Here is a 23138-nt window from a genome sequence, read left to right on the forward strand (position 1 = left end):
TTTATTCCTTTCTATTTACTTTTCTATTTATTTTGCTGTAATTTCTATAACTTGATAATAAGCCCAGTGGTTCCTCTTTAGGTCCTTAAATGGGTTCTTTGAATACTTATCTAAGAAAGACTTGTTGATCTTCCTATCTAAAACCGTGTTAAAGATTGTTGCAGCTTCTGCCCTTGTTATCTTGTCATTTGGCTTGAATTCATTTTTTGATTTTCCAACCATAATTCCATGACTTGATAGGATATTTATGGCATCACTTGCCCAATAGTTTTCTTTTACGTCTTTAAAATCAATTGGGTTGTTGCCCACATTTAATTTCAAATAATTTGCCATCATGCTGGCAAACTGTGCCCTTGTCATTGGCTCCTTTGGTCTAAAAGTTCCATCTTCATAACCTGAAATTAGGCCCTCTTTTTCTATGAAGACAATATTGTCATAGAACCATTGGCCTTCTTTAAGGTCACTAAATTTAGTCTCTCCATTGGACTTGGTCTTGTCATCAATTAATCTCTTTAAAACTGAAGCAGCCTCTGCCCTAGTTATTTTTTCATTAGGAGCGAATTTATCCTCAGATATACCTGCCATGTATGGTAGTCTTACAAGCTCTATGGACTTTTGAAGTTCTTCAAGAGACTTATTTATTTCATCAGTTGAAACTTCGCTTTTTACAACAATATATTCAGCTGACGCAATTGCTGCATGAAGTCTTCTCTCATTTTGGATTCCTGCCTTGGCAGTGGAAAGATTTTTCCCAAAATCCACATAGTCAGTTAATTTCTCAAGAGTTTTTATTGTGCTGTAAGTTTCTAACTCGTCATTATTTTCATTTACAAGTTCTGCTGACTTCTTAGCTTCGACCTTTGGCTTTACCATGTAGTCCAGGCTGGCTTCCTTGTCTTTAGTAGTCGCAGCTATCCTTAGGTAGGAACCTTCTTTTAGGTCTAGTCCTTCAAAGATAAAGTTTCCCTTTGCATCTGCCTTTGTAGTTGCCACAAGTTTTTTATCAATGGCAAGTCTCAAATCAGCATTTTTTTCTGTCTTGCCTTCAATCTCACTTGATCCATCGTAAACGTCCTTGATAGTCAAAACTCCATTTTGAGTTTTTGTTGAAGACTCAAGATTTCTTTGGTCACTCTTAGTGTCCCCTTCCCTGTCAACATAAGAAAGGACAAAGGAATTCTTTAAGTTGGAACTTGAACCAACATCACTTTTCACTCTAGTGTTGATTTCGAGATTTAACCTGTCTCCCTTGATTACAGAAAGGTCATTGGCATTGATAGTGACAATATTTTGGTCCTTTCCCTTAATAGAAGTTTCCCTAATGTCAAGCTTGCCAGACACTTCCTTCTCATCAATTAATTTTGTTCCCTTTACATCGAGTGCCTTGTCAAACAAAAGAGTTACAGAAAAAGATGAATACTTCTCCTTGTAGTCTTTTGGCAAATTTACAATTAAATTATACTTTAGACTGTCTCCACTCTTCGCCTGTGAAAGACCTGGTTGTTCTAGAACAACTTGGATGTCTTCAGCAGCAAAAACATTTACAAAAAGAGTAAGAGCCATAACTATGTATAAAAACATTTTTTTCATAAAAACGCCCCCTTAATATACTTACAATTATACTAAAGGGACCCCAACAATTCAATAAATGAGACTTTATAAATAATTCTGACCTTACAAGAAAATAACACTTCACAAAAATTTATGACTTCATAAATAATTACAAGTTTATAAAAAATTGTCACTCGTGAATTTATTATAAGCTCATAAAAATTTGTCACTTACAAACTCATTATAAAGTCATAAAAAATTGCCAATTACAAATTTATTCTCAAGTCATAAAAAAGTGTCACTTACAAATTTATTCTCAAGTCATAAAAAAGTGTCACTTACAAATTCATTATTAACTCATAAAAAAATAGGACCTCAAAATAATTTTTGAAGTCCTAAAAAATTCTTATTTCTTATAAAGGTAAAATTGGTCTTAGGTATCTTAGTGTAAAGATAAGGGCCAATAAATACATAACAGGTGAAACTTCTTTTCCACGTCCTGTTGTCACCTTTAAGATTACATAAGAGATCATTCCCACAGAAATACCTTCTGCAATTGAATAAGCAAAGGGCATTGTCACCATTGTCAAAAAGGCTGGAACTGATTCTGTGTAGTCATCTAATTTTATTTGATTAATTGGACTAATCATAAAAAGTCCTACCATTACAAGGGCAGCTGATGTCGCTTGTGCTGGCACGATTGAAAAAATCGGGAATAAGAATAATGATATAAAGAAGAAGAAGGCACAAGATAAAGTTGTAAGTCCAGTTCTTCCTCCGTCTGCAACACCTGATGCAGACTCAACAAAAGTTGTAACAGTAGATGTTCCCAAAAGGGCTCCCACAACTGTACCAATAGCATCAGATAAAAGTGCACGTCCAACTCCTGGTAGATTTCCATCTTCATCAATTAGGTCTGCCTTAGTTGCAACTCCAGTAAGAGTTCCCACTGTGTCAAATAAGTCTACAAATAAGAATGTAAACATTACAGAGAACATATCAAATGTGAAGATATCTCCCCAGTGAAGTTTAAAAGCAACTGGTTTAAGTGATGGTGGAAGTGAAAATAACATTCCTCCAGGCAAGTGACTAACTCCCAAGATAAGAGCAAGTACAGTTCCCGTTATAATTCCATATAAAAGTGCTCCCTTGACATTTTTTGCAGTAAGAAGTGCCATCACCATAAGTGATACTATAAAAACAAGGGATGGTCTTGATGCAATATCTCCAAGAGCAATAAGAGTTGCGTCGTTATCAACAATAACTCCAGCTGAAATTAGTCCCACTAGGGTAATAAAAAGTCCAATACCAACTGATACTGCATTCTTAAGTGACATTGGTATTGAAGTAAATATTGCCTCACGAATATTGAAAAAGCTCATCACTATAAATACAATACCTTCTAAGAATACTGCCGTTAAGGCGTAGGACCAGTCGTGACCCATGCTTAGGACAACTGTGTAAGTGAAGAAAGCATTAAGTCCCATTCCTGCTGAAAGTGCGAAGGGCAAGTTTGCAAAAAATCCCATAAAGATCATTGCAATTATAGATGCAACAATAGTCGCAGTGAAAACTCCACCCTTGTCCATTCCAGTTTCAGATAACATGTTTGGATTTACAACTAGGATATATGACATTGTCATAAAAGTTGTAAGTCCTGCCAAGAATTCTGTCTTGGCATTAGTCTTTCTCTCATTGAGAGAAAAAGTTTTTTCTAAAAAACTTGAATTTGTTTCCATTTTTTCCTCCTCATATAAAATACATTTTCAATTCTATCACATTGTGAGATAAATGGCAGGAAGATGATGAATTTATTTCTGTTAAAATAATTTTTAAATAAAAAAAGACTCTTGAAGTGGGGCTTCAAAAGTCTTTCTCTATTAATAATCTTTTCTCTCTCCTATTATTCGAGAGATTATATAAATTGTTATTACAAAGGCAAGCAAGAATAAAGTTAATTTAAGGGAACTTGTTCTTTTTATTATTCCTAGGAAAAATCCTGCTGGGTCTGTTCCTATCTTGTCTAAAAATGGAAGCAAGGCAGGAGAGCTTGTAAATATTGTTCCCACTCCACTATTTTGTCCAAAGTAAAGATAGATGGGAATGTTTATAAGGTAGTAGGCCATCATAAATAGTGAAATAAAAAGTCCAAACTCAAATTCCTCCCCGCGCAATTTAACATTTTGCAAGATATAAGCCATTAAAAGACCGTCTATTAAAAATATTATTGCAATCTTCAAGAACTTTACATTTATTATGTCACGTCTCGATACACCCATACACAAAAAATATGGTTTGCTCTTGTCAATCATTATACCTTCACTACTTATTACATATAATACGAAATGAACTAGGATAGCTGATAGGTAAACTAGAACGAATTGTTTGTTTGTGAAAAACCTATATTCTTCTGACATAAGTCCAATAGTCTTTAGGGCAAAAATCATTGCAATAAATATTAAATAAGCAATAATAAATTTTTTCCTAATTTTTAAATCATTTACTAGGAGTGCTTTCATACTATCCCCTCTCTCAAGTATTTTGTAGAATATTTATAGTCCAAGCTAAAAGACAAGATGCAAATTATTATTGAGGCTCCTATAAACATTGGTCTGTAAATAGTAAAGCTTTCATAGAAACTTGAGTAAATAAAAGTTAAGCCTGCTCCAAAAATTATTCCAATTAAGGTATAGAGGAAGACTACGATTCCCCTTTGATATCTTGTGAAAACAATGTGGCTAAGGCTAAGTGCCATATAGTCTAGGGCAATAAATAGGCTCATATAAATGTCTATGATAATATTTTTATCTTCCTCGTTACTAAGAATTAACCCCATTAACAAAACAAGTGAAGTAATTGCAAAGATAATTAGATTTTTTATTATCTTGGCTAGAGAATAGTCCTCAATAGATACTGGCATGGTCATGAACTTTTGAAAATCTTTAAAGTTATCTCCAAAGACGCTTTGGGCTCTAATGATAAAAATAATTGTAAGAGTCCATTGGCTAAAAAATTTGTTGAAGGCTTGTCCTGTTATCAAAAAGCCAATAAAAAGTATGCCCGTAATAAAAACCATAAGTGGTAGGATAATATTCCTTACAAGTTTGAAGTCGTTATATAAAACTGCTTTCATACTATCTCACTCTCCCTTAAAAATTTTGTAGAAAATTTATAGTCTAAGTTAAAGGACAAGATACAAATTATTATTGATCCTATTATAAATAGTGGTCTGTAGTTAATTAATGTTTCATAATTAGCCATGTAAATCATGCCAAAAACAATACCGAAAGCAACAATCAATAAGCCGTATAGGAATGACACTAAGTTCTTTCTATATTTTGTAAAAATTAGGTGACTAAGGCTAAGGGCGAAAAAGTCCAAAGCTATTAGGAGGTCGACATACATATTTAAAATAAGTCTGTCTTCATCAGAACTGGTAATCATACCAATTAAAAATACAAGACTAGTAATAAAAAATACTATTAGATTTTTTATAATCTTGGCAAGAGAGTAATTTCTTATAGATACTGGCATTGTCTTAAACTTTTGAAAATCTTTGAACTTATCTCCAAAAACAATTTGTGACCTCAAGGTAAAGACCATAATAAAGGCCCATTGCAAAAAAAATTGCTCAGAAAATTTTCCCCTAACCACAAAACTCAAAGCTAAAATTGCCCCAATAACAATTACAAGTGGAAGGGCAGTATTCTTTACAAGTTTAAAGTCATTATATAAAACTGCTTTCATAGCATTTCATTCTCCTTTAAAAGTTTTGATGAGAATTTATAATCCATAAAAACTGAAATTACTGGTAAGGCTATGGAAAGAATTATAAAAATTATTTTGTAATTCAAAAGATACTTGGTGTATCTAAGCAATGGCATCCCAACTAATAAAACAAATAATGTATAAATTATAAAAATATAAGATTTTTTATATTTTGAAAAAAATATATGGAAAATGCTCATTAAGCTAAAATCAATTGCTAAAAAATAAAATATAAATCTTTTTATAATTTCCATTGTAATATTTTCTTTAAAAATTACTAAAGAAAAAAATGCTGTCGATGTTATTACATAAACAATTATATTCCTCATGATTTTTCCAAGGGCATAGTCATTAATAGAAACTGGTATTGTTAAGAAATTACCCATATCATTATACTTATCTCCAAAGACAATTTGACCTCTTAATGTATAAGAAACAATGGCAACGCAGTAGTTGAGAAGTCTGTTGTCTCCTCCCCTATTATTAATAAAAATTAAGAGTATTAATGCCAATCCTACTATTGATGCTAAAAAATAATACTTAAATATTTTCCACTCATTTATTAATACTGCTTTCATTGTCCACCTCTTGATAAGAATATCATTATGTCCTCCACATTTGCCCTGTCCACAACTTCATTTGGATAAAATTCTTTAAAAACTTGGACATTTTTTATCAAGGCTTCTGTTGAGTATTTATTTTTTCTTGTCTTTAAGATGAAGTCTCCATAATTTTTTAAATTTTCCTCAGAAGTTTTTAAAATTCCATACTTTTCTATTAGAGAGTCCTTTTCATCGTATAAGATTAGTCTTCCCTCGTGGATATAAATTATATAGTCGGCAATTTTTTCTATGTCAGACAAGATGTGGGACGAAAATAAAATTGTCTTATCCCCATCCTTGATGTAGTCAAACAAAAATCCTATAATCTCGTCACGAATAACTGGGTCGAGACCAGAAGTCGGCTCATCAAGGATCAAAAGGTCTGGGTCATGACAAATGGCAGAAATAATTTTTAGCTTCATTAGGTTACCGGTAGAGAGTTCGTTTAACTTTTTGTCCCTGGGCATCTTAAATTTTTCTGCGCAGTCATAAAACATATCTTCATCAAAATTTTTGTAGGCACCTTTTAAAATATCAACAACGTCTTTTATCTTAAAAGTATCGTTGAAGAAGGAGTCAGGTATCACTGCCCCAATTTTCTCAAAGGATTCCTTGTGGATCTCTTCTCCAAAAACTTTTATGTTTCCATCATACCTATAGAGGTCCAAGATGCACTTAAGTAGCGTTGTCTTGCCTGCACCGTTCTCCCCAATTAGACCAAGGACTGCTCCTTCAGGAATTTCTAAATTTTCTATATCAAGGTCAAAGTCCTTAAATTCTTTTCTCAAATTATTTATTTCTATTGTTTTCATAAGTCACCCACTTCATCTAATGTCTTTAAAATTTCTTGCAATTCGTCTATGTCAATTCCTGCTGCCTTGGCAACAGTCATTGCGTCAGTTAAATATTTTTCTATCTCTGCAAGAGCATTTTCTCTTACAACTTCTTCATTTAATTTTTTTACAAAGGAACCCTTGCCTGGCATGGAATAAATGTATCCCTCTTGCTCCAAGTCATTGTAGGCACGCTTTGTTGTAATGACAGAGACCTTTAAGTCGCTGGCAAGAGTCCTCATACCAGGAAGCCCTTCGTCAGCTTTTAAGTCTCCAGCAACTATCTGAGCCTTGATTTGATTTTTTATTTGCTCATAAATTGGAAGGCCAGAGTCATTTGAAATAATAATTTTCATATCACACCACCTTTAAGTGTATATACTTTATATTTTTGCTTTTACACAATACTTGTATTAAATACTGTAATACCTTTTAAAAGCACAAAACAATTAAGATTCTTTTATTTTCTCATATACAGATTTTTCCCAAAGATTTTCATCCTTAACGTATTTTGAAAACATAAAAATTCCAAATAATATTATTGAACTTACTATTGAAAACAAAGTTTCTTTTAAATCATAATGCTGTCCAGAAAATATATCTTGAGAAAAATCTGTGACCAATAATAAGGCAAGATTGTTGTTTAAATAGTGAATCATAACTGGAGCCCAAATTGATTTTGTCCTATTATATGCATAAGTTAAAAATATTCCCAAAAATGTGCAGAATACAAGTTGTACAAGTACTGAATAAATTTGCGATGTCAAAACTCCATCTGAATAATAAAATAAATTAAGGGGCAAATGCCAAATTCCCCAAATAAAACCTGTCATTAAAATAGATTTTTTAACACCATAAATTTCTTTTAGTCTTGGTGCTAAATATGCCCTCCAACCATATTCCTCTCCTATGAATGGCATAATGTTTAAAAAAGAAAAAACAAAAATTGAAATGAAAATTCTTAAACTCTTTAGATTTAAAATTTTAAAAAATTCATTTGTTTCCCCTTGCAATACATAACCTAAAAAAGCTCTAAAAAAATATATAATTATAAAAAGTAAGCACATAAGTAAAGTTGATTTTTTATTTGGATTATTTAGAGATAATTTCTTTTTAAGATCTTTGTCCATAGTTGAAATAGCTATTATCATTGCAATAGCAGAAATTAAAATAACAAATTCAGACAACCCGCTAAACTCTGGATAAAAAATATTTACTATAGCAAATACAAACACAACAATACTTGTAAATATATAAATTTTAAATGGAAAAACCTTTATAATAATTTTGTCCTCTTTGTATAACAAGGCTATTACAGCTAAAAATGGAATAAACATTTGAAATAAGGGATAAATACTTGTGCTTATCTCGTGTAATTTGCAGTAATAAATGGCAAATCCCATTAAGTAGGGAATTATAAATGATATGCCAATAAAAATTTTTAAATCTTTTTTCATAATCTCTTCAACTCCTTAATTCAATTTATAGTGTATATACTTTATATTTACACTATAAGCCCGGTAAATATTTTTGTCAAGATTTTTATAAAAATTCCCAATAAAAAAAGACTAAATTTAATTAGTCTCCTCTCAAAAATTTTAATTTTTAATTTTTGTTCTTCGCTTCTTAATTATTATTTACAAAAAATAAATCAAAGCCATGTAAATTCCTGTTCCAATAAAGATTGAGACCAAGAAGTTTTTCAAAAACTTAAAGGACAAAATTATCCCTGCGAAGGCTAGCCCAAGGGGCAGGACTTCTGCTGAATTTGTAAAGTCCACTCCCCTTATGCAAAAAACAAGTAAGAGTCCCATTAGTGAGTAGGGCAACTTTTCCCCAAGATAGGCTATGAAGCCTGGGAGTTCTCTGTTCCTAAAAATTATTCTTGGGAGGAATCTTGCAAGGATTGTTATTCCGCCTGCTATAAAAATATATTTCATTTCAGTCATTTCTTTCCCTCCTGTAAGCAAGATAAAGGACAAGTAAGATGATAATCATGGCTGGAAGGATGAAGTTCTCTCCAAAGATTATTAAAGATAAGATAGAAGCCACAAGCCCAAGAAGGGCTGGGAAGTGATCTTCCACTTGCTTCCACTGGCTCAAAAATATTACAAGGAAGAGGGCTGTCAAAATAAAATCTATGCCTTGGATTTCAAAATTTATGAAGTTGCCAAGGATGCCCCCAAGGATTGTGCCTATAAACCAATAGGACTGGAGCAAGATTAAAATTGAAAGATAAAAGTCTTCCTTCTTCATATCACTAGGCACTTCTGTTCCCATTATCATTGAGTAGGCTTCATCACAAAGGGCGTAGTAGGCATAAGTTTTTTTCTTCCTACTCATGTCTTTAAATTTTCCAAGACATGTTAGGGCATAAAAGAAGTGTCTTATGTTCATCATGACAACCACTAAGATGTATGACATGATATCCATGCCTGAATGCATGGCTTCAACGACTACAAATTGAATTGAGCCAGAAAAGATTACCACTGATGTCAATGGTGGCATCCAAAAATCATATCCAAAGGAAGATGTATATATTCCAAAGCTAAGTCCAATAAATAAAAAGGAAATTAAAATTGGAATTGTAATTGGAAAAACTTTTTTTAAATTTTTTATCATCTCTTCTCCTCCTTAAAGTTAATTAGTAAATATTATAGCATGTTAAAAATTTTTTTATCATGTAAAATGAAATAATAAGCTATCCAATTTTGAGTGCTATAGAAAAACAAAGTGATATTACTTATCTAGATAATAGCTAAGGAAGTTTTTCTAGTAACTTTAAATATGGAGATAATAAAAAGGTTTACTCATATTACATTAGTGGTTGACTGATTTTAAGGTTTATGATAATTTTATGGTGTGAAATATGTGGCTAATGTCACAATTACATTTACAATACTTTTCAATGCATAGGAGAGAAATTATGAAAAAAATAAATTTATGGCTTGAAAAATTTATTTTAAAACACTATAAAAAAATTGATGTAAATGACGACATTTATTTTTACTTATTTAATATGTGCAAAATGGCTGTGCTATTTTTTATATTAGGAATTCTTTTATTTATTTTTTACAAATTATCTGGGATTGAAAGAATATTTGGTATCCCTTTGTATGGTCTTGCAAAAGACTCAATGTCGGGTAGTTTAATTGGTCTTATTATTTCTCTAAGTATTTATTTTTTCAAAAAATAATAATTCCTATAAAATTATATATAATAAAAAAGTGTCCTTAAACTATTAGAGTCTAAGGACACTTTTGATTTTATCTTTTAAAATTTATTTTTTCTTAAATCTAACTTTCTTTTGGATTTCTCCTGCAACTAGTGGGATAAGTGATGATCCAAGTACAACGCCAATTTCTTTTGGTCCTAAGTCCATTAGGCCAAAGGCATCGTTTAATACTGGTACATAAATTACTACTAGCATTAGTATGAAGGAGAATAATGTTGCAAACACTAACTTTTTATTTGTAAATACTCCAAGTTCAAATACAGTCTTGTCAATTGATCTTGAAGAGTAGGCTCTTAGAAGCTCACAAATTATTAGGGTTGCAAAGGCCATTGTCCTTGCGTGTCCAAGTCCTTCGCCTTGGCCATACCACTTAAGTCCAACTAAATATGAAAGTAGTGTGGCAACTGTTATGGCAATAGATTGGATGGCAACTGTGATTTTTATTTCTGTATCAAGAATTGGCTCATCTGGGTCACGAGGTGCTTCATTCATTATGTCTGCCTCTCCTCTTTCAACTCCAAGTGCAAGTGCTGGGAAGGAGTCTGTAACAAGGTTAAGCCACAATAATTGAATTGGAATTAGTGGCACTGGAAGGTTTAATAGGATTGAAATTAAAACTATTAAAACTTCTCCAAGGTTACATGAAAGTAAATATGCAACGAACTTCTTGATGTTGGAATAAATAATTCTTCCTTCTTCAACTGCATTTACAATTGTCGCAAAGTTATCGTCTGTCAAAATTACTTCTGCAGTATTTTTTGCAACGTCAGTACCTGTTATACCCATGGCAATACCAATGTCTGCCTTCTTAATTGCTGGGGCGTCGTTAACACCGTCACCAGTCATGGCTGTTATGTGACCATTTTGTTTTAGAGCTGTAACGATTTGAACCTTGTTTTCTGGAGAAACTCTTGTGAAGACAGATTTTTCTTTTACAATTTCTCTCATTTCTGCTTCAGACATTTCGTTAAGTTCTCTACCCATGATTGCTTCATCGTCATGTTCAGCAATTCCAAGGTCTTTTGCAATGGCAAGACCTGTTTCAAGGTAGTCACCTGTAATCATAATCGGTCTTATGCCTGCAGTCCTACATTCTTTTATAGCTGCCTTAGCTTCTGGTCTTGATGGGTCAATCATACCTGTTAGTCCAACAAAAACCATGTCTTTTTCAATATTTTCTGATGTGACTTCACTTGGCATGTCGCTGTGTTTTCTATAAGCGTATCCTAGACATCTTAGGGCTGATCTTGCGAACTCGCTATTCTTTTCTAAAACTTCTTCTCTTAATTTTTCATCAAGGTCTACTTCTTTTCCATCAATTAAGATTTTGCTACATCTGTCAAGAACTACGTCTGGTGCTCCCTTTGTGAAGGATGTGATGTCATCAAAGATCTTGTCGTGGAAAGTTGTCATCATCTTTCTGTCAGAGTCAAAAGGAATTTCTTCAATTCTGTCAATGTTACTATAAAGTTCCTTAAGTCCATTTCCTGCTTTTTCTGCAAAAGTAAGAAGGGCACCTTCAGTTGGGTCTCCAATAATTGACGCTTCCTCACCCTTAACTTGTAATTTTGCATCATTAGTTAGGGCTGCAATAGAAGAAAGAATTTTAATATTTTCATCTTCTTCGATAGTAACTTTTGAATCTTTTCTTGTTACGTCACCTTCTGGAGAGTAGCCAGTTCCTGAAACATCGTAAACGTGTCCGTCAGTAAATACCTTTACAACAGTCATTTCGTTTTGTGTAAGTGTACCAGTCTTGTCGGAACAAATTACTGTAGTTGTTCCAAGAGTTTCTACTGCCAAAAGTTTTTTTACAATGGCATTTTTTTCTGCCATCTTGCCCATACCAATTGAAAGTACAATTGTTACAATTGCTGGTAGTCCTTCTGGAACTGCTGCTACTGCAAGGGAAATTGCAGTCATAAACATTTCTCTTGGGTCGTGCTTATAAAGTACGCCAACTGCAAGAACTACTGCACAAATTACAAGAACTAAAATACCAAGAGTCTTAGAAAGTTTTGCAAGTTTTCTTTGGAGGGGAGTTTGTTCATCTCCAACTGTGGCAATTGAAGTTGCAATCTTTCCAATTTCTGTTTCGTGACCAGTTTCTACAACAAGTCCCATACCCCTACCGTAAGACACAATAGTTGATGAGTAAGCCAAGTTTTCCCTGTCACCAATTTCCATCTTGCCATCATAAACCACACTTGCATCCTTTTCTACTGGCACTGATTCACCAGTTAGGGATGATTCATCAATTTTTAAGTTTGATGACTCAAGAAGTCTTAGGTCTGCTGGGACAATATCTCCGGTTTCAAGGATGATAATATCTCCTGGCACAATTGTGTTTGAATCAACTTCAACATGGTCTCCATCTCTTATGACCTTGGCCTTTGGTGAAGACATCTTTTGTAGGGCTGCAATTGCTTCCTCTGCTCTACCTTCTTGATAAATTGATAGAAAGGCGTTGACAATTACAATGGCAACAATTATCCCTGCATCAAGGGCTTCGCCATTGAAGGCAGATACAAGTGCTGCTGCAATTAAAATGATAATCATTGGGTCAAGGATTTGTTCTTTTAGCTTTTCCCCAAAGGATTTTTTCTTTTCTGCTGCTAGGGCATTGTCCCCATATTTTTCAAGCCTAGTTTTGGCTTCATCTTGACTAAGTCCCTTTTCTTTCGTCACAGAAAGATTTTTTAGGGCTTCGTCTGGGGACTGGTTATACCAATTTTTTTCCATAATTCCTCCTTTAAATACAAAAAAGAGACCGATTGTTACATCGGTCTCACATACTTAATAATAAGCTTTCCAGCCGGGCTATGCCGTAATGACGACTGAAAATTTAAAAGTTACTCCCCTAAGTGAGTAAATTATATCAAATTATTTTGCCTAAAACAATCTATAAATCTTTAATAAATTATTTTTATTTCTTTGGAGTAAGTTTTGTCATTCCACCCATATACATTTGTAGTGGCTCAGGAATTCTTACGCTGCCATCTTCTTGAAGTAGATTTTCTAAGAAGGCAATTAACATTCTTGGTGGAGCAACTACAGTGTTATTTAGTGTGTGGGCAAAGTATGTGCCATCCTTACCACGAAGTTTTATGTTAAGTCTTCTTGCTTGGGCATCGCCAAGGTTTGAACATGATCCAACTTCAAAATATTTATTTTGTCTTGGTGAGAAGGCTTCAACGTCAAGAGACTTAACCTTTAAGTCTGCCAAGTCACCAGAACAACATTCAAGAGTTCTAACAGGAATTTCTAGTGAACGGAAGAAGTCCACTGTGTTTTGCCACAATTTTACATACCAATCCTTAGATTCTTCTGGTTTACAAATTACAACCATTTCTTGTTTTTCAAATTGGTGAATCCTGTAAACTCCTCTTTCTTCAATACCGTGAGCTCCAACTTCCTTTCTAAAGCAAGGTGAATATGAAGTAAGTGCAAGAGGCATATCTTCTTCTGGATTAATTGTGTTTATAAATTTACCAATCATTGAGTGTTCAGAAGTACCAATTAGGTAAAGGTCTTCGCCTTCAATCTTGTACATCATGTTTTCCATTTCTGCGAAACTCATAACGCCAGTAACTACGTCTGATCTAATCATAAATGGTGGAATGTGGTATTCAAAGCCACGGTCAATCATAAAGTCTCTTGCATAAGCTAGGATTGCAGAGTGAAGTCTTGCAATATCTCCCTTTAGGTAGTAGAAACCTGCCCCTGATGTATTTCTTGCAGAGTCAAGGTCAATCCCGTTAAAGCTTTCCATGATGTCAATGTGGTAAGGAACTTCAAAGTCAGGAATTACTGGTTCGCCAAATCTTTCGAGTTCAACATTTTCGCTGTCGTCTTTTCCTATTGGCACTGTTTCGTCCATCATTTGTGGGATAACTTGCATCCTCTTCTTAAGTTCTTCAGCAAGATCTCTTTCAGCAGCTTCAAGATTTGTTATCTCTTCATTTATTTCAGCAACTTTTTTCTTTGCTTCTTCTGCCTTGTCCTTTTCTCCCTTTTGCATAAAGCCACCAATTTTTTTTGAAGTTTGGTTTTTTTCTGCACGAAGGTTGTCGCCCTTAGTCTTTACTGCTCTAAGGTCCTCGTCAATTTTTATAACTTCGTCAACTAGTGGAAGCTTGTCATCTTGGAATTTCTTTTTGATATTTTCTTTGACTGCTTCTGGGTTTTCTCTTACAAATTTAATGTCTAGCATATATCCTCCCTTAAAATAAAAAAAGCCCCTCAATCCCTAAAGGGACGAGAGACCCGCGTTGCCACCCTAATTAACCAAATGGTTCACTTAAAATTACACAGACTATGAGGTGGATTCATCTTAAAAACTTTACAGGTTCTCACCATCCACCTGCTCTCTTAAAAACTTTTTAAAATTACTATTCTCAATTATCGCCTTTTTTAGTTTTTTTTATTATAACATAAGGAAAAATAAGTTCAAGCCTTTTAATTAACAAAGTAAAGTCAATTGATTGATTTGTTTTAAAAGATTATAATAGTTTTGAGGACATACAGATGGTCGCCCAATTTAATTTTTGGGAGGTGCAATTATGAGTGACTATGAAATTCTAAGTATTATGCTTAAAATTTTAACACTTATAATCGCCATCCTAACACTTTGTAAAAATAAGTAGTTAGAAAAAACCACCTGTATCGTCACTACAGATGGTTTCATAAATCATACTGCAGGGCGACCGTCTTAAACGGTGTCCTCTTTATCTTTATTATAACACAATATTTCTATTTTTAAAGGCTAGCAAGCCTTTTTTTGTTTTTAGTTAATCATTTCAATTTTATTAAATTGATAGAATTCTCTAAAATATGTATAATATAGATGAGGACATATACCCATTCGGGCACAGGCTAGGTGGTTGCCCAATTTAATTATTGGGAGGTGCAACATACCCATTCGGGCACACGTGAGTGATTATGAATTGATATCCATAGTGATAAAAATCCTAACACTTATCGTTGGCATCCTAACACTTTATAAAAAAGATTAGGAAATAAAAATACCACCTGTATCGACTTAGGTGGTATTTCTTTAATATTAAACCTAAGGGCGACCATCTTTCATGGTGTCCTCTTTATCTATATTATAACATAATATTCCTATTTTTAAAGGCTGCTAAGCCTTTTTTTATTTTTTAAGATACTTTATAAGGGCAAGGATTGCCAAGATTATAAGTACAAAAACACCTATGTAAATCCCCAAGCCAAGAATTAATGAAATAAGTGAACAAGAAGTGGTAAAAGCCATAATGATTCCTCCTTTATACTTTTTTACATTATATCAATATAATTAATCTTTTACAAAATTTATTTACGCACATAATTTTTTCTTTTTGTTATAATAGGCAAGAGGTGATGAAATGAGAGAGTTTTTACTTTCACAAGGCGTTTCAGAAGATCTACTTAAGGGAGTAGATGAATTTATAGAAAAACATGATTTAAATAAGGATTTTGAATATAGAATCCCAAATATAAAATACAAATATTACGGCAAAAAAACTTGGGAGAAGGCCATCGCTGCAATTTTATCTGGCGACAACATCCTCCTCTCTGGACCAAAGGCAACGGGCAAAAATGTTTTGGCAGAAAACTTGGCCTATCTCTTTAAGAGACCACTTTGGACAGTCTCTTTAAACATTGCATCAGACCCATCAAGTTTAATTGGATCTGATACCTTTAAGAACAACGAAGTTACTCTTAAGAAGGGACCAGTTTATGAGGCAGCAGAAGAAGGTGGCTTTGCAGTCTTTGATGAAATTAATATGGCAAAGAACGAAGCTCTTTCTGTTGTCCACTCCACTCTTGACTACAGAAGAGTTTTAGACATTTCTGGCTACGACAGATTAAATCTTAACGACGCAACAAGATTTATTGCCACAATGAACTACGGCTACATTGGAACTCGTGACCTTAACGAAGCCTTAGTTTCAAGATTTTTGGTAATTGACATGCCAACAATATCAGAAAGTGACTTGGCCAAGTTATTTAAAGAAAACACAAATCTTAACAAGGATGCCATAAAAATTTTCACAAGACTATTCTTAGACCTTCAAGAGAAATCTCTTAACTCAGAAATTTCTTCCAAGGCCATTGACCTTCGTGGACTCTTATCAAGTATTGAGCTAATGAATCGTGGTCTTGGCATAAGAGAGTCTCTTGACCTTGGTATTGTTGACAAGACCTTCGACTCCTACGAAAAAGAAATTGTCAATGATGTCATTGACACCCTTTTTGTAAAAAATATTGAAAGAGCTGATCTATTTGAAGGATGAAAATAGGCTAAAAAATATTTTTTGGACCCTTTCAGACTTCTATGACTTTGATATTTTTAATTTTTCACTAAAACCAGAGGACTCCTACGAGGCTGCCCTTATGGGTTATGCTGCTAGGAATTTTGATTTCTATGTCCTGGATGACTTCTTCAAGAAGTATGTAAACTCTTTAAACAACAAAAAGGACTTGTGGGAAATTTCAAAATTAGTTTTGGAAAATATTTTTTCAAAAGAAATGATTTTGGAAAGACCTGGGACCCTTGATTTTAAAAAGGACCACGACGAAGAAATCTTAAAAAATCTCAACAGGCGAAAAATTATAATGACAACAGAACTTAAAATTGGCTACATCAGAAAAGAAAGAGGCCAGTATCCCAAAGTCCAAAAAATCTTGGAAGAAATGCTGGGAGAAATTTATAATTTTAAGGAAAGAGACACCTTCAAGTATCTTGACTTCCTAAGATATATTTTCAAAAAATATTTTCACGTAAACAAGGACCTTCCCCATGACACAGAAGAGTCCTATGAAGAATTCAAGAAAGAAGCTAAATCCAATTCAACTTCCAAGAAGAATTCTCCCTATCAGAGGAAAAATTTCAAGGACAATACTTTTCTCGAGAGGTACAACATTGAGTCAGCAGAGTTTACATTTTTTAACGATGACTTCAGGGACATTAACGTCATAGAAGATGCTCCCGTAAATAAGTTTGGAGACAAAAATATTTACAAGGCCCTAGTCAAACGCTACGGGATAGAAAAAATAAAAAGACACACTGCTGATAGGATTGCTCAAGAAATTTCAACAGGCATCCATGAAGAAATTAAATTTTTCTTCCCTGTGGGAGAGTTTGAAAATAAATCTTCCTACTACGCTCAGGAAGAGTTGGGAAATTACTCTGACAACTTGCACTTCTATGAGAATAACAAGCTGCAAAATTCTCGTGCCATAAGAGAACTAGCCGGAGTAATAAAAAATTCCCTCTTAAAGGAATCTGAAGATGAAATATTAAAATCAACTTCTGGAAGAATTGTTCCATCAGAAATTTGGAAAACCAGAGAATTAAATGAAGATAGGATTTTTGAAAAAATTAACAGGAAGGACTCCAATGAGATTTTTGTAGACATCCTCTTGGACTCCTCTGCTTCTCAAAATGAAAGAAAGGAAATCCTTGCGACGGAAACTTATATTATTGCTGAAGCCCTAACTTCCCTAAATATAAAAACCAGGGTCTTCTCCTATAACAACTTTTACAATTATCTTATAATAAAAAAATACAGGGACTACAATGACCTAAGAATAAAAAATAAGGACATCTTCAAGTACTCCCCGTCGGGCTCCAATAGAGATGGACTTGCAATAAAATTTATGCGCCACCTTGTTTCTAAAAACAGGGATGCAAGAAGATTTTTAATTGTCCTAACTGATGGTCTTCCCTTTGACGAGATCGACATTGGAATAGTTGGTGCGTCAAAGACTCCTGGAGAAAATTACAAAGACGAAGAAGCTGTCATGGACACATCAAAGGAAGTCCTCTTGACAAGGCTCAAGGGAATCAACACTTTTGGAGTCTTCACAGGCGAAGAAGCAGAAAGCATGAACATAAAAAAAATTTACGGAAATGACTACGCCTATATAACTGACATAGCTCGCTTCCACAAGGTAGTTGGAATATTTTTAAAAACTTATGCAAATAAAATAGAGTAGGTTCAATGAGAAACCTACTCTTTTTTTAATGCCTTTTCTATATTAAAGCCTGCCTTTACTAGGGTTATTGAATAAAATAATTTTAACATCAAATCTCCACTTTTTTGAGAACTTGGAAGTAATATTGACGCTAGTGCAAAGACAAGGACATTTAATACAATTATTAAAACTTTTTTCATTCTTTCACCTGATTATAAAATCACGATTACTTACTTATTTAAAAAATGCTTACAAGCTTTCTCCATCCTATTTAGACCTTCAACTATATCTTCGTAAGAAGATGCATAGGAAAATCTAACAAAGCCTTCTCCTGCACTACCAAAAACTGTTCCTGGAACTATTGCAACACATTCTTCATCAAGAAGGTAATTGCAAAATTCTTCTGCAGAAACTCCAAGTCCCTTAATGTTAATAAAGGCATAAAAGGCACCGTCTGGAGCATTAAGGCTAAGTCCCTCAATAGAATTAACTTTTTCAACAATGTAGTCACGTCTTCTCTTATATTCCTTAACCATTTCTTGTGAGCCTTCATTTCCTGCCTTAAGTGCAGTGATTCCTCCATGTTGAACAAAGGAAGTTGCACAAGAAGTGTTGTGTTGGTGGATAATATTTAGGACCCTTATAAATTCTTCTGGTGCTGCAACATAAGCAAGACGGAAGCCTGTCATGGAATAAGTTTTTGAAAAACCATTAATTGTAATAGTCCTTTCCTTCATTCCATCAAGGGATGCCATGGAGATATGTTTCTTATTTCCATAGACAATTTTTTCATAAATTTCATCAGAAATTACTAAGATGTCTTTTTTCTTTGCAAAGTCAGCAAGCTTTTCCAAAGTTTCTAATGTGAACATAGATCCAATTGGGTTTGATGGGTTAATAATTACTATGGCCTTAGTTTTTTCTGTTACAAGACCTTCGAGTTCATCAAAATCAATTTGGAAGTCATTTTCTTCTGCAAGGCTATATCTTACAGGCACTGCTCCCATAATGTGGGCTGTGTTAACATAGTTTGGCCAGCATGGGTTTGGAAGAAGAATTTCGTCGCCTTCTTCTAAGATTAGTGAATAGGAATCGTAAATTGATTCAGTTGCACCTGCTGTTATCAAGACTTCCTTTGCAGTATAGTCTAAATTATTTTCATTCCTAAGTTTTTCAGCCACAGCTTCTCTTAGAGGCATAATGCCATAATTTGATGTATAAAAAACATCTCCATCTTCGATGCTTTTTATAGTGGCATCTTTAATTACCTTTGGAGTGTCAAAGTCTGGTCTGCCTACTTCAAAGTGGTAGATCCTTTTGCCGGCTCTTTCCATCTCAATAGTTTTTTCATTTATCTTTCTAATACCAGATGGTCCCACCTTGTTAAACTTACTACAAATAAAATCTCTCATGATTTCCTCCCTACGAATTGATTATTTCTTCGATTTTGCTTCCTTCTACATTTCCACCTGTGATAATAAGAACAAGCTTGTCCCTGTCATCATATTCTATTTTGCCTTCTAAAATTGCACCAAGTCCAATGGCAGAAGAAGGCTCAACAATTAATTTCTCTTTATTATACAATAAATCTAAAGCTTTTTTAAGATATTTATCTTGGCAAGTAACTACATCGTCAACAAGATCTCTTACAATAGGAAATACATGGTCTCCTGGCTTAACAGAAAGAAGTCCATCAGCAAGAGTTTCTCCTCTCTTAACTTCACTAGGTTTACCTTCTTCAAGTGATATAGTGTATCTGGCAACATTTTCTGGCTCAACCCCAATGACCTTAGACCATCTTGTAACTCCCTTGGTATACATGGCAATACCAGAGATTAGTCCGCCACCACCAATGGGAACAATCATCTTCAAGTGGTCCATCTTGTTTAGGATTTCAACTGCAATAGTTCCTTGACCTTCAGAAACATCTAGGTCGTCAAAGGGATGGATGAAAGTCATGCCTTCCTTGTCAGCAATTTCCTTTGCCACTTCAAATCTCTTTTCCACAGTCGTAATTTCAATTTCCGCCCCAAGGTCTCTTATCATTTGCCTCTTTGTCTCAGTAGAAGTGTCTGGCAAGACAATCTTCGCTGGAATTCCCAAGATTTTTGCACAAGTTGCAATCCCCTTGCCATGGTTGCCACTTGATGCTGTTACAACTCCCTTTTTCAATTCTTCATCAGAAAGTTTTCTAATTTTATTTAAGGCGCCTCTTATCTTAAAGGAATTTGTCTTTTGCATATTTTCAAGTTTTGCATAGACAGATGTGCCGAGCATTTCAGATATATGATTTAGTCTAACCAAGGGAGTTTCATAAATGTAGTCCCTAATTCTTTCTCTAGCTTTTATCGTTTCCTTGTATCCGTTTCTATAATCCATTTTATCTCCTTTATAAATAAACATTTAGTATACTATACCCTTTTTTGATATTATAATATGCTAAAGTGAATTTGTAAAATTAATTTAGATTTTATAAAATAAAAGAATTTATTTAAGAAAAATTTTTATTCTCCTTATAATAAAAAAGGCCTCCGAAGAGACCTAAAAATTTATTTTGAATAATTTTTGTTTAAAAATTTTGTGGCTATTTCATACATTAAAGCCGCGCCTCTGTATAAAATATCCTCATTAAGATAAAACCTTTTACTGTGAAGAGGATAGTTTTTTTCGCCTTCTTTACCAATTCCTACCCAATAAAAAGCTCCCTTTATCTTTTCAAGATAAAAAGCAAAATCTTCTGCAGTCATGGCTGGTTTTTCTATCTCTAATATAGATTCTTTTCCAAAAAGTTCTGCAACACTTTCTTTTACAACTCCTACAGACTCTTTTTCGTTAATAACTGCTGGATAACCAAATCCATAATTATATTCGCATTTTCCATGATTCACTTCGGCAATGGCATTTGCCAAGTTTTCCATATCTTTAGAAATTCTCATCCTATCATCATATGAAAAAGTTCTGCAAGTTCCATCAATTAGGGCTTCTTCTGCCATAACATTATACCTTGTCCCTGCTATAAATCTTCCAACAGTTAAAACCGCGGAATTCATTGGATCAGTATTTCTAGATATTAATGTTTGCATAGCATTTACAAATTGTGAACCCATTACGACAGCATCAACACCTTCGTGAGGCTTAGCCGCATGAGATGACGCTCCTATAAACTTTATTGTAAAATGATCAGAGTTAGCCATCATAGGTCCTTCTTTTACAGCAATTTTCCCAAACGGAAGATCAGGCCATACGTGGGAACCAAATATTGCATCAACATCATCAAGAAGTCCTGATTCTAAAATTTTTGGTGCTCCACCAATTGGAGAAAGTTCTTCTGCTGGTTGAAATACAAGCTTTACCTTGCCTTTTATCTTATCTTTGTTATCATTCAATAATTTTGCTGCACCAAGAAGAAAAGTCATATGAGAGTCATGTCCACATGAGTGCATAACATTTTTATTTTTGGATTTAAAGTCAAGGTCTGTTTCTTCTTCCATTTCTAGTGCATCCATATCAGCTCTTAGAGCGACAATTTTACCTGGTTCATTTCCGTTTATTTCTGCAACAATTCCATGCCCACCAATATCACTTCTATAAGGAATATTGAATTCATCGAGATATTTCATAATTATCTTTGAAGTCTCAATTTCATTTTGTGAAGTTTCAGCGTTCATATGAAGTTCTCTTCTTATTTTTATCAAAAGTTTTTGGTTTTCCTTTGATTTGCTTAATATGTTATCCATTTCAGTCCATCCTTGGTTTAGATCCGTCAGGAATAGGAGATATAAATTTTTCTCCACGAATTTTTATAAATTCTTCACGAGCTTTCTCTATTAGTTCAGGGTTTTCAATGAAGCTGATCGCTGCCCTTGCCATTACATCTGATGACTTAATCATTCCCTTCATTGCAATTGAAGATTTCCCTTGAGCAACCTCTTGCCAAGAGTGTCCTGCTGTTCCTATAGCGTAGCAAGCTGTTATTATTTGAGATGTTGGTACAACATTAGAACAATCGCCTACATCAGAGGATCCCATCATTATTCCATCTGAATGTTTGTAATCCAAAATTTTATCATACAAAATATTTTCTTTTAAATAATCTAGTTCTGCATTTTTATCTTCTGAAAATCCTATTGTAGTTTCACTTTCAATGTTTTCTTCTGGAAAAGTATCTCTAAATTGCTTAGCATACTCTATTTCTTCATCTGTAAATTCCATTGGCCCCTCTTCCAAGAAAGCCTTGTAAAGCTCTTCTTCAATTACAGAATTTGGAATTACATTAGAACAAGCCTTGTCAAAAATAATTTCTGGCTCAGTTTCAGTCATTAGACCCGCGCCCTCAACTATTTTTGCAAATCTCTCATAAAGTCTATTTACATGTTCAGTATCCTTTGACCTCAACAAATATATTCCTTCTGCATAAGGTTGAACAACATTTGGAGATGCAGAACCAGGATCTATTATTGAGTAGTGAATTCTTTCAAAGTCCTGCATGTGTTCTCTCAAAAATTGCACTCCAATATTCACGAGTTCCAGACCATCGAGAGCCGATCTTCCTAGGTGTGGTGCTCCTGCAGCATGTGCTCCCTTTCCTTTGAATCTCACATAAACTTGCTTGTTTGCTTGAAGTGAGCCTGTTAAAACTGCGTTTCCATTAAATGGATGCCAAGTTATTGCAATATCTAAATCATCAAAGCAACCTGCTTTAGCCATAAAAGCTTTTCCACTTCCGCCTTCTTCTGCTGGACATCCAAAATAAACTACTTTGCCATTAAGATTATTTTCAACAATATAATCTTTAAGTTTAAGAGCTGCACCAATAGATGCCGCTCCCAAGAGGTGGTGACCACAACCATGACCACATTCTCCCTTAACTTTTTCTTTCCTCTCAGCTAAATCTTCCACTTGTGAAAGTCCAGAAAGAGCATCAAATTCTCCTAAGAAACCAATAGTGGCTCCATCAGAATCCCCGTATTCTGCACTAAAAGCTGTTGGAAGATTTGCTAAATTTTCATTAATTTTGAAACCATGTTTCTTTAAAATTTCTTTTTGAGCTTCAACGGATTTATATTCCTTCCACTTAATTTCCGCATATCCCCAAATATCTTTTGCAAGTTCTATAAGTTCATCATTATATCTATCCATATCATTCTCCTTAAAATTTATTTTTTGATA

General features: G+C 33.9%; 22 protein-coding genes and 1 other annotated feature. Of the genes, 4 read left to right on the forward strand and 18 right to left on the reverse strand.

Annotation, left to right across the window (positions count from 1 at the left end; all coding sequences use genetic code 11):
- Positions 1–27: 27 nt before the first annotated feature.
- The 11 genes from HMPREF3023_RS07420 to HMPREF3023_RS07470 all read right to left on the reverse strand — a co-directional run bounded on the left by HMPREF3023_RS07420 (position 28) and on the right by HMPREF3023_RS07470 (position 9376).
- Entirely contained in the window at positions 28–1590 is a 1563-nt protein-coding gene (locus HMPREF3023_RS07420) for an S-layer homology domain-containing protein (RefSeq protein WP_070702186.1), read from the reverse strand.
- Positions 1591–1964: 374 nt separating this feature from the next.
- Positions 1965–3290, reverse strand: a complete 1326-nt coding sequence (locus HMPREF3023_RS07425) for an NCS2 family permease (protein WP_070702188.1) — start codon at positions 3288–3290, stop codon at positions 1965–1967.
- Positions 3291–3431: 141 nt separating this feature from the next.
- Complete coding sequence (locus HMPREF3023_RS07430; protein WP_070702190.1) at positions 3432–4070, reverse strand: ABC-2 transporter permease; 639 nt, start codon at positions 4068–4070, stop codon at positions 3432–3434.
- Positions 4067–4684 (reverse strand): ABC-2 transporter permease, encoded by a 618-nt coding sequence (locus tag HMPREF3023_RS07435; protein ID WP_070702192.1) that lies wholly within the window; start codon positions 4682–4684, stop codon positions 4067–4069. The genes HMPREF3023_RS07430 and HMPREF3023_RS07435 overlap by 4 nt, the downstream gene beginning before the upstream one ends.
- Entirely contained in the window at positions 4681–5298 is a 618-nt protein-coding gene (locus tag HMPREF3023_RS07440; RefSeq protein WP_070702194.1) for a hypothetical protein, read from the reverse strand. The genes HMPREF3023_RS07435 and HMPREF3023_RS07440 overlap by 4 nt, the downstream gene beginning before the upstream one ends.
- Entirely contained in the window at positions 5295–5897 is a 603-nt protein-coding gene (locus HMPREF3023_RS07445) for a hypothetical protein (RefSeq protein ID WP_070702196.1), read from the reverse strand. The genes HMPREF3023_RS07440 and HMPREF3023_RS07445 overlap by 4 nt, the downstream gene beginning before the upstream one ends.
- Positions 5894–6733 (reverse strand): ABC transporter ATP-binding protein, encoded by an 840-nt coding sequence (locus tag HMPREF3023_RS07450; protein WP_070702198.1) that lies wholly within the window; start codon positions 6731–6733, stop codon positions 5894–5896. The genes HMPREF3023_RS07445 and HMPREF3023_RS07450 overlap by 4 nt, the downstream gene beginning before the upstream one ends.
- Positions 6730–7110: a GntR family transcriptional regulator gene (locus HMPREF3023_RS07455; RefSeq protein ID WP_070702200.1), complete on the reverse strand. Its 381-nt coding sequence runs from the start codon at positions 7108–7110 to the stop codon at positions 6730–6732. The genes HMPREF3023_RS07450 and HMPREF3023_RS07455 overlap by 4 nt, the downstream gene beginning before the upstream one ends.
- A gap of 93 nt (positions 7111–7203) precedes the next feature.
- Positions 7204–8211, reverse strand: coding sequence for a CPBP family intramembrane glutamic endopeptidase (locus HMPREF3023_RS07460; protein ID WP_070702202.1), 1008 nt, complete (start codon positions 8209–8211; stop codon positions 7204–7206).
- Between the two features lie 180 nt (positions 8212–8391).
- Positions 8392–8703 carry a branched-chain amino acid transporter permease gene (locus tag HMPREF3023_RS07465; RefSeq protein ID WP_070702204.1) on the reverse strand — a complete coding sequence of 104 codons (312 nt, stop codon included), beginning with the start codon at positions 8701–8703 and terminating at the stop codon, positions 8392–8394.
- The gene (locus HMPREF3023_RS07470; RefSeq protein WP_070702206.1) at positions 8696–9376 is read right to left on the reverse strand and encodes an AzlC family ABC transporter permease; all 681 of its coding nucleotides are present in this window, start codon (positions 9374–9376) and stop codon (positions 8696–8698) included. The genes HMPREF3023_RS07465 and HMPREF3023_RS07470 overlap by 8 nt, the downstream gene beginning before the upstream one ends.
- 304 nt (positions 9377–9680) lie before the next feature.
- Here HMPREF3023_RS07470 and HMPREF3023_RS07475 point away from each other — a divergent pair, with 304 nt between their 5' ends.
- Complete coding sequence (locus HMPREF3023_RS07475) at positions 9681–9950, forward strand: hypothetical protein (protein WP_070702208.1); 270 nt, start codon at positions 9681–9683, stop codon at positions 9948–9950.
- Between the two features lie 84 nt (positions 9951–10034).
- On the opposite strand, the gene HMPREF3023_RS07480 is transcribed toward HMPREF3023_RS07475, so the two are convergent.
- Positions 10035–12731, reverse strand: a complete 2697-nt coding sequence (locus tag HMPREF3023_RS07480; RefSeq protein WP_070702210.1) for a cation-translocating P-type ATPase — start codon at positions 12729–12731, stop codon at positions 10035–10037.
- Between the two features lie 184 nt (positions 12732–12915).
- Complete coding sequence (gene serS, locus HMPREF3023_RS07485) at positions 12916–14202, reverse strand: serine--tRNA ligase (RefSeq protein WP_070702212.1); 1287 nt, start codon at positions 14200–14202, stop codon at positions 12916–12918.
- Positions 14203–14239: 37 nt separating this feature from the next.
- Positions 14240–14403: a binding site (T-box leader), on the reverse strand.
- A gap of 148 nt (positions 14404–14551) precedes the next feature.
- On the opposite strand from serS, the gene HMPREF3023_RS09870 reads away from it, so the two are divergent.
- From HMPREF3023_RS09870 to HMPREF3023_RS07495, 3 genes are all read left to right on the forward strand, one after another.
- Positions 14552–14635, forward strand: coding sequence for a putative holin-like toxin (locus tag HMPREF3023_RS09870; protein ID WP_371327608.1), 84 nt, complete (start codon positions 14552–14554; stop codon positions 14633–14635).
- Between the two features lie 738 nt (positions 14636–15373).
- Positions 15374–16285, forward strand: coding sequence for an AAA family ATPase (locus tag HMPREF3023_RS07490; RefSeq protein ID WP_070702214.1), 912 nt, complete (start codon positions 15374–15376; stop codon positions 16283–16285).
- Positions 16275–17990 carry a vWA domain-containing protein gene (locus tag HMPREF3023_RS07495; protein ID WP_070702216.1) on the forward strand — a complete coding sequence of 572 codons (1716 nt, stop codon included), beginning with the start codon at positions 16275–16277 and terminating at the stop codon, positions 17988–17990. The genes HMPREF3023_RS07490 and HMPREF3023_RS07495 overlap by 11 nt, the downstream gene beginning before the upstream one ends.
- A gap of 14 nt (positions 17991–18004) precedes the next feature.
- On the opposite strand, the gene HMPREF3023_RS09480 is transcribed toward HMPREF3023_RS07495, so the two are convergent.
- The 5 genes from HMPREF3023_RS09480 to HMPREF3023_RS07515 form a co-directional block, all read right to left on the reverse strand.
- Positions 18005–18169: a hypothetical protein gene (locus HMPREF3023_RS09480; protein WP_168165804.1), complete on the reverse strand. Its 165-nt coding sequence runs from the start codon at positions 18167–18169 to the stop codon at positions 18005–18007.
- 30 nt (positions 18170–18199) lie between these two features.
- Positions 18200–19381, reverse strand: coding sequence for a pyridoxal phosphate-dependent aminotransferase (locus HMPREF3023_RS07500; RefSeq protein ID WP_070702218.1), 1182 nt, complete (start codon positions 19379–19381; stop codon positions 18200–18202).
- 10 nt (positions 19382–19391) lie between these two features.
- Positions 19392–20348, reverse strand: coding sequence for a threonine ammonia-lyase (locus tag HMPREF3023_RS07505; protein ID WP_070702220.1), 957 nt, complete (start codon positions 20346–20348; stop codon positions 19392–19394).
- Positions 20349–20518: 170 nt separating this feature from the next.
- Positions 20519–21706, reverse strand: a complete 1188-nt coding sequence (locus HMPREF3023_RS07510) for a M20 metallopeptidase family protein (protein ID WP_070702222.1) — start codon at positions 21704–21706, stop codon at positions 20519–20521.
- A gap of 1 nt (position 21707) precedes the next feature.
- Positions 21708–23108, reverse strand: coding sequence for an amidohydrolase (locus HMPREF3023_RS07515; protein ID WP_070702224.1), 1401 nt, complete (start codon positions 23106–23108; stop codon positions 21708–21710).
- Between the last annotated feature and the right edge of the window lie 30 nt (positions 23109–23138).

It is taken from the genome of Peptoniphilus sp. HMSC075B08 (genome assembly GCF_001815405.1).
In the GTDB taxonomy this organism is placed as follows: Bacteria; Bacillota; Clostridia; order Tissierellales; family Peptoniphilaceae; genus Peptoniphilus_A; species Peptoniphilus_A harei.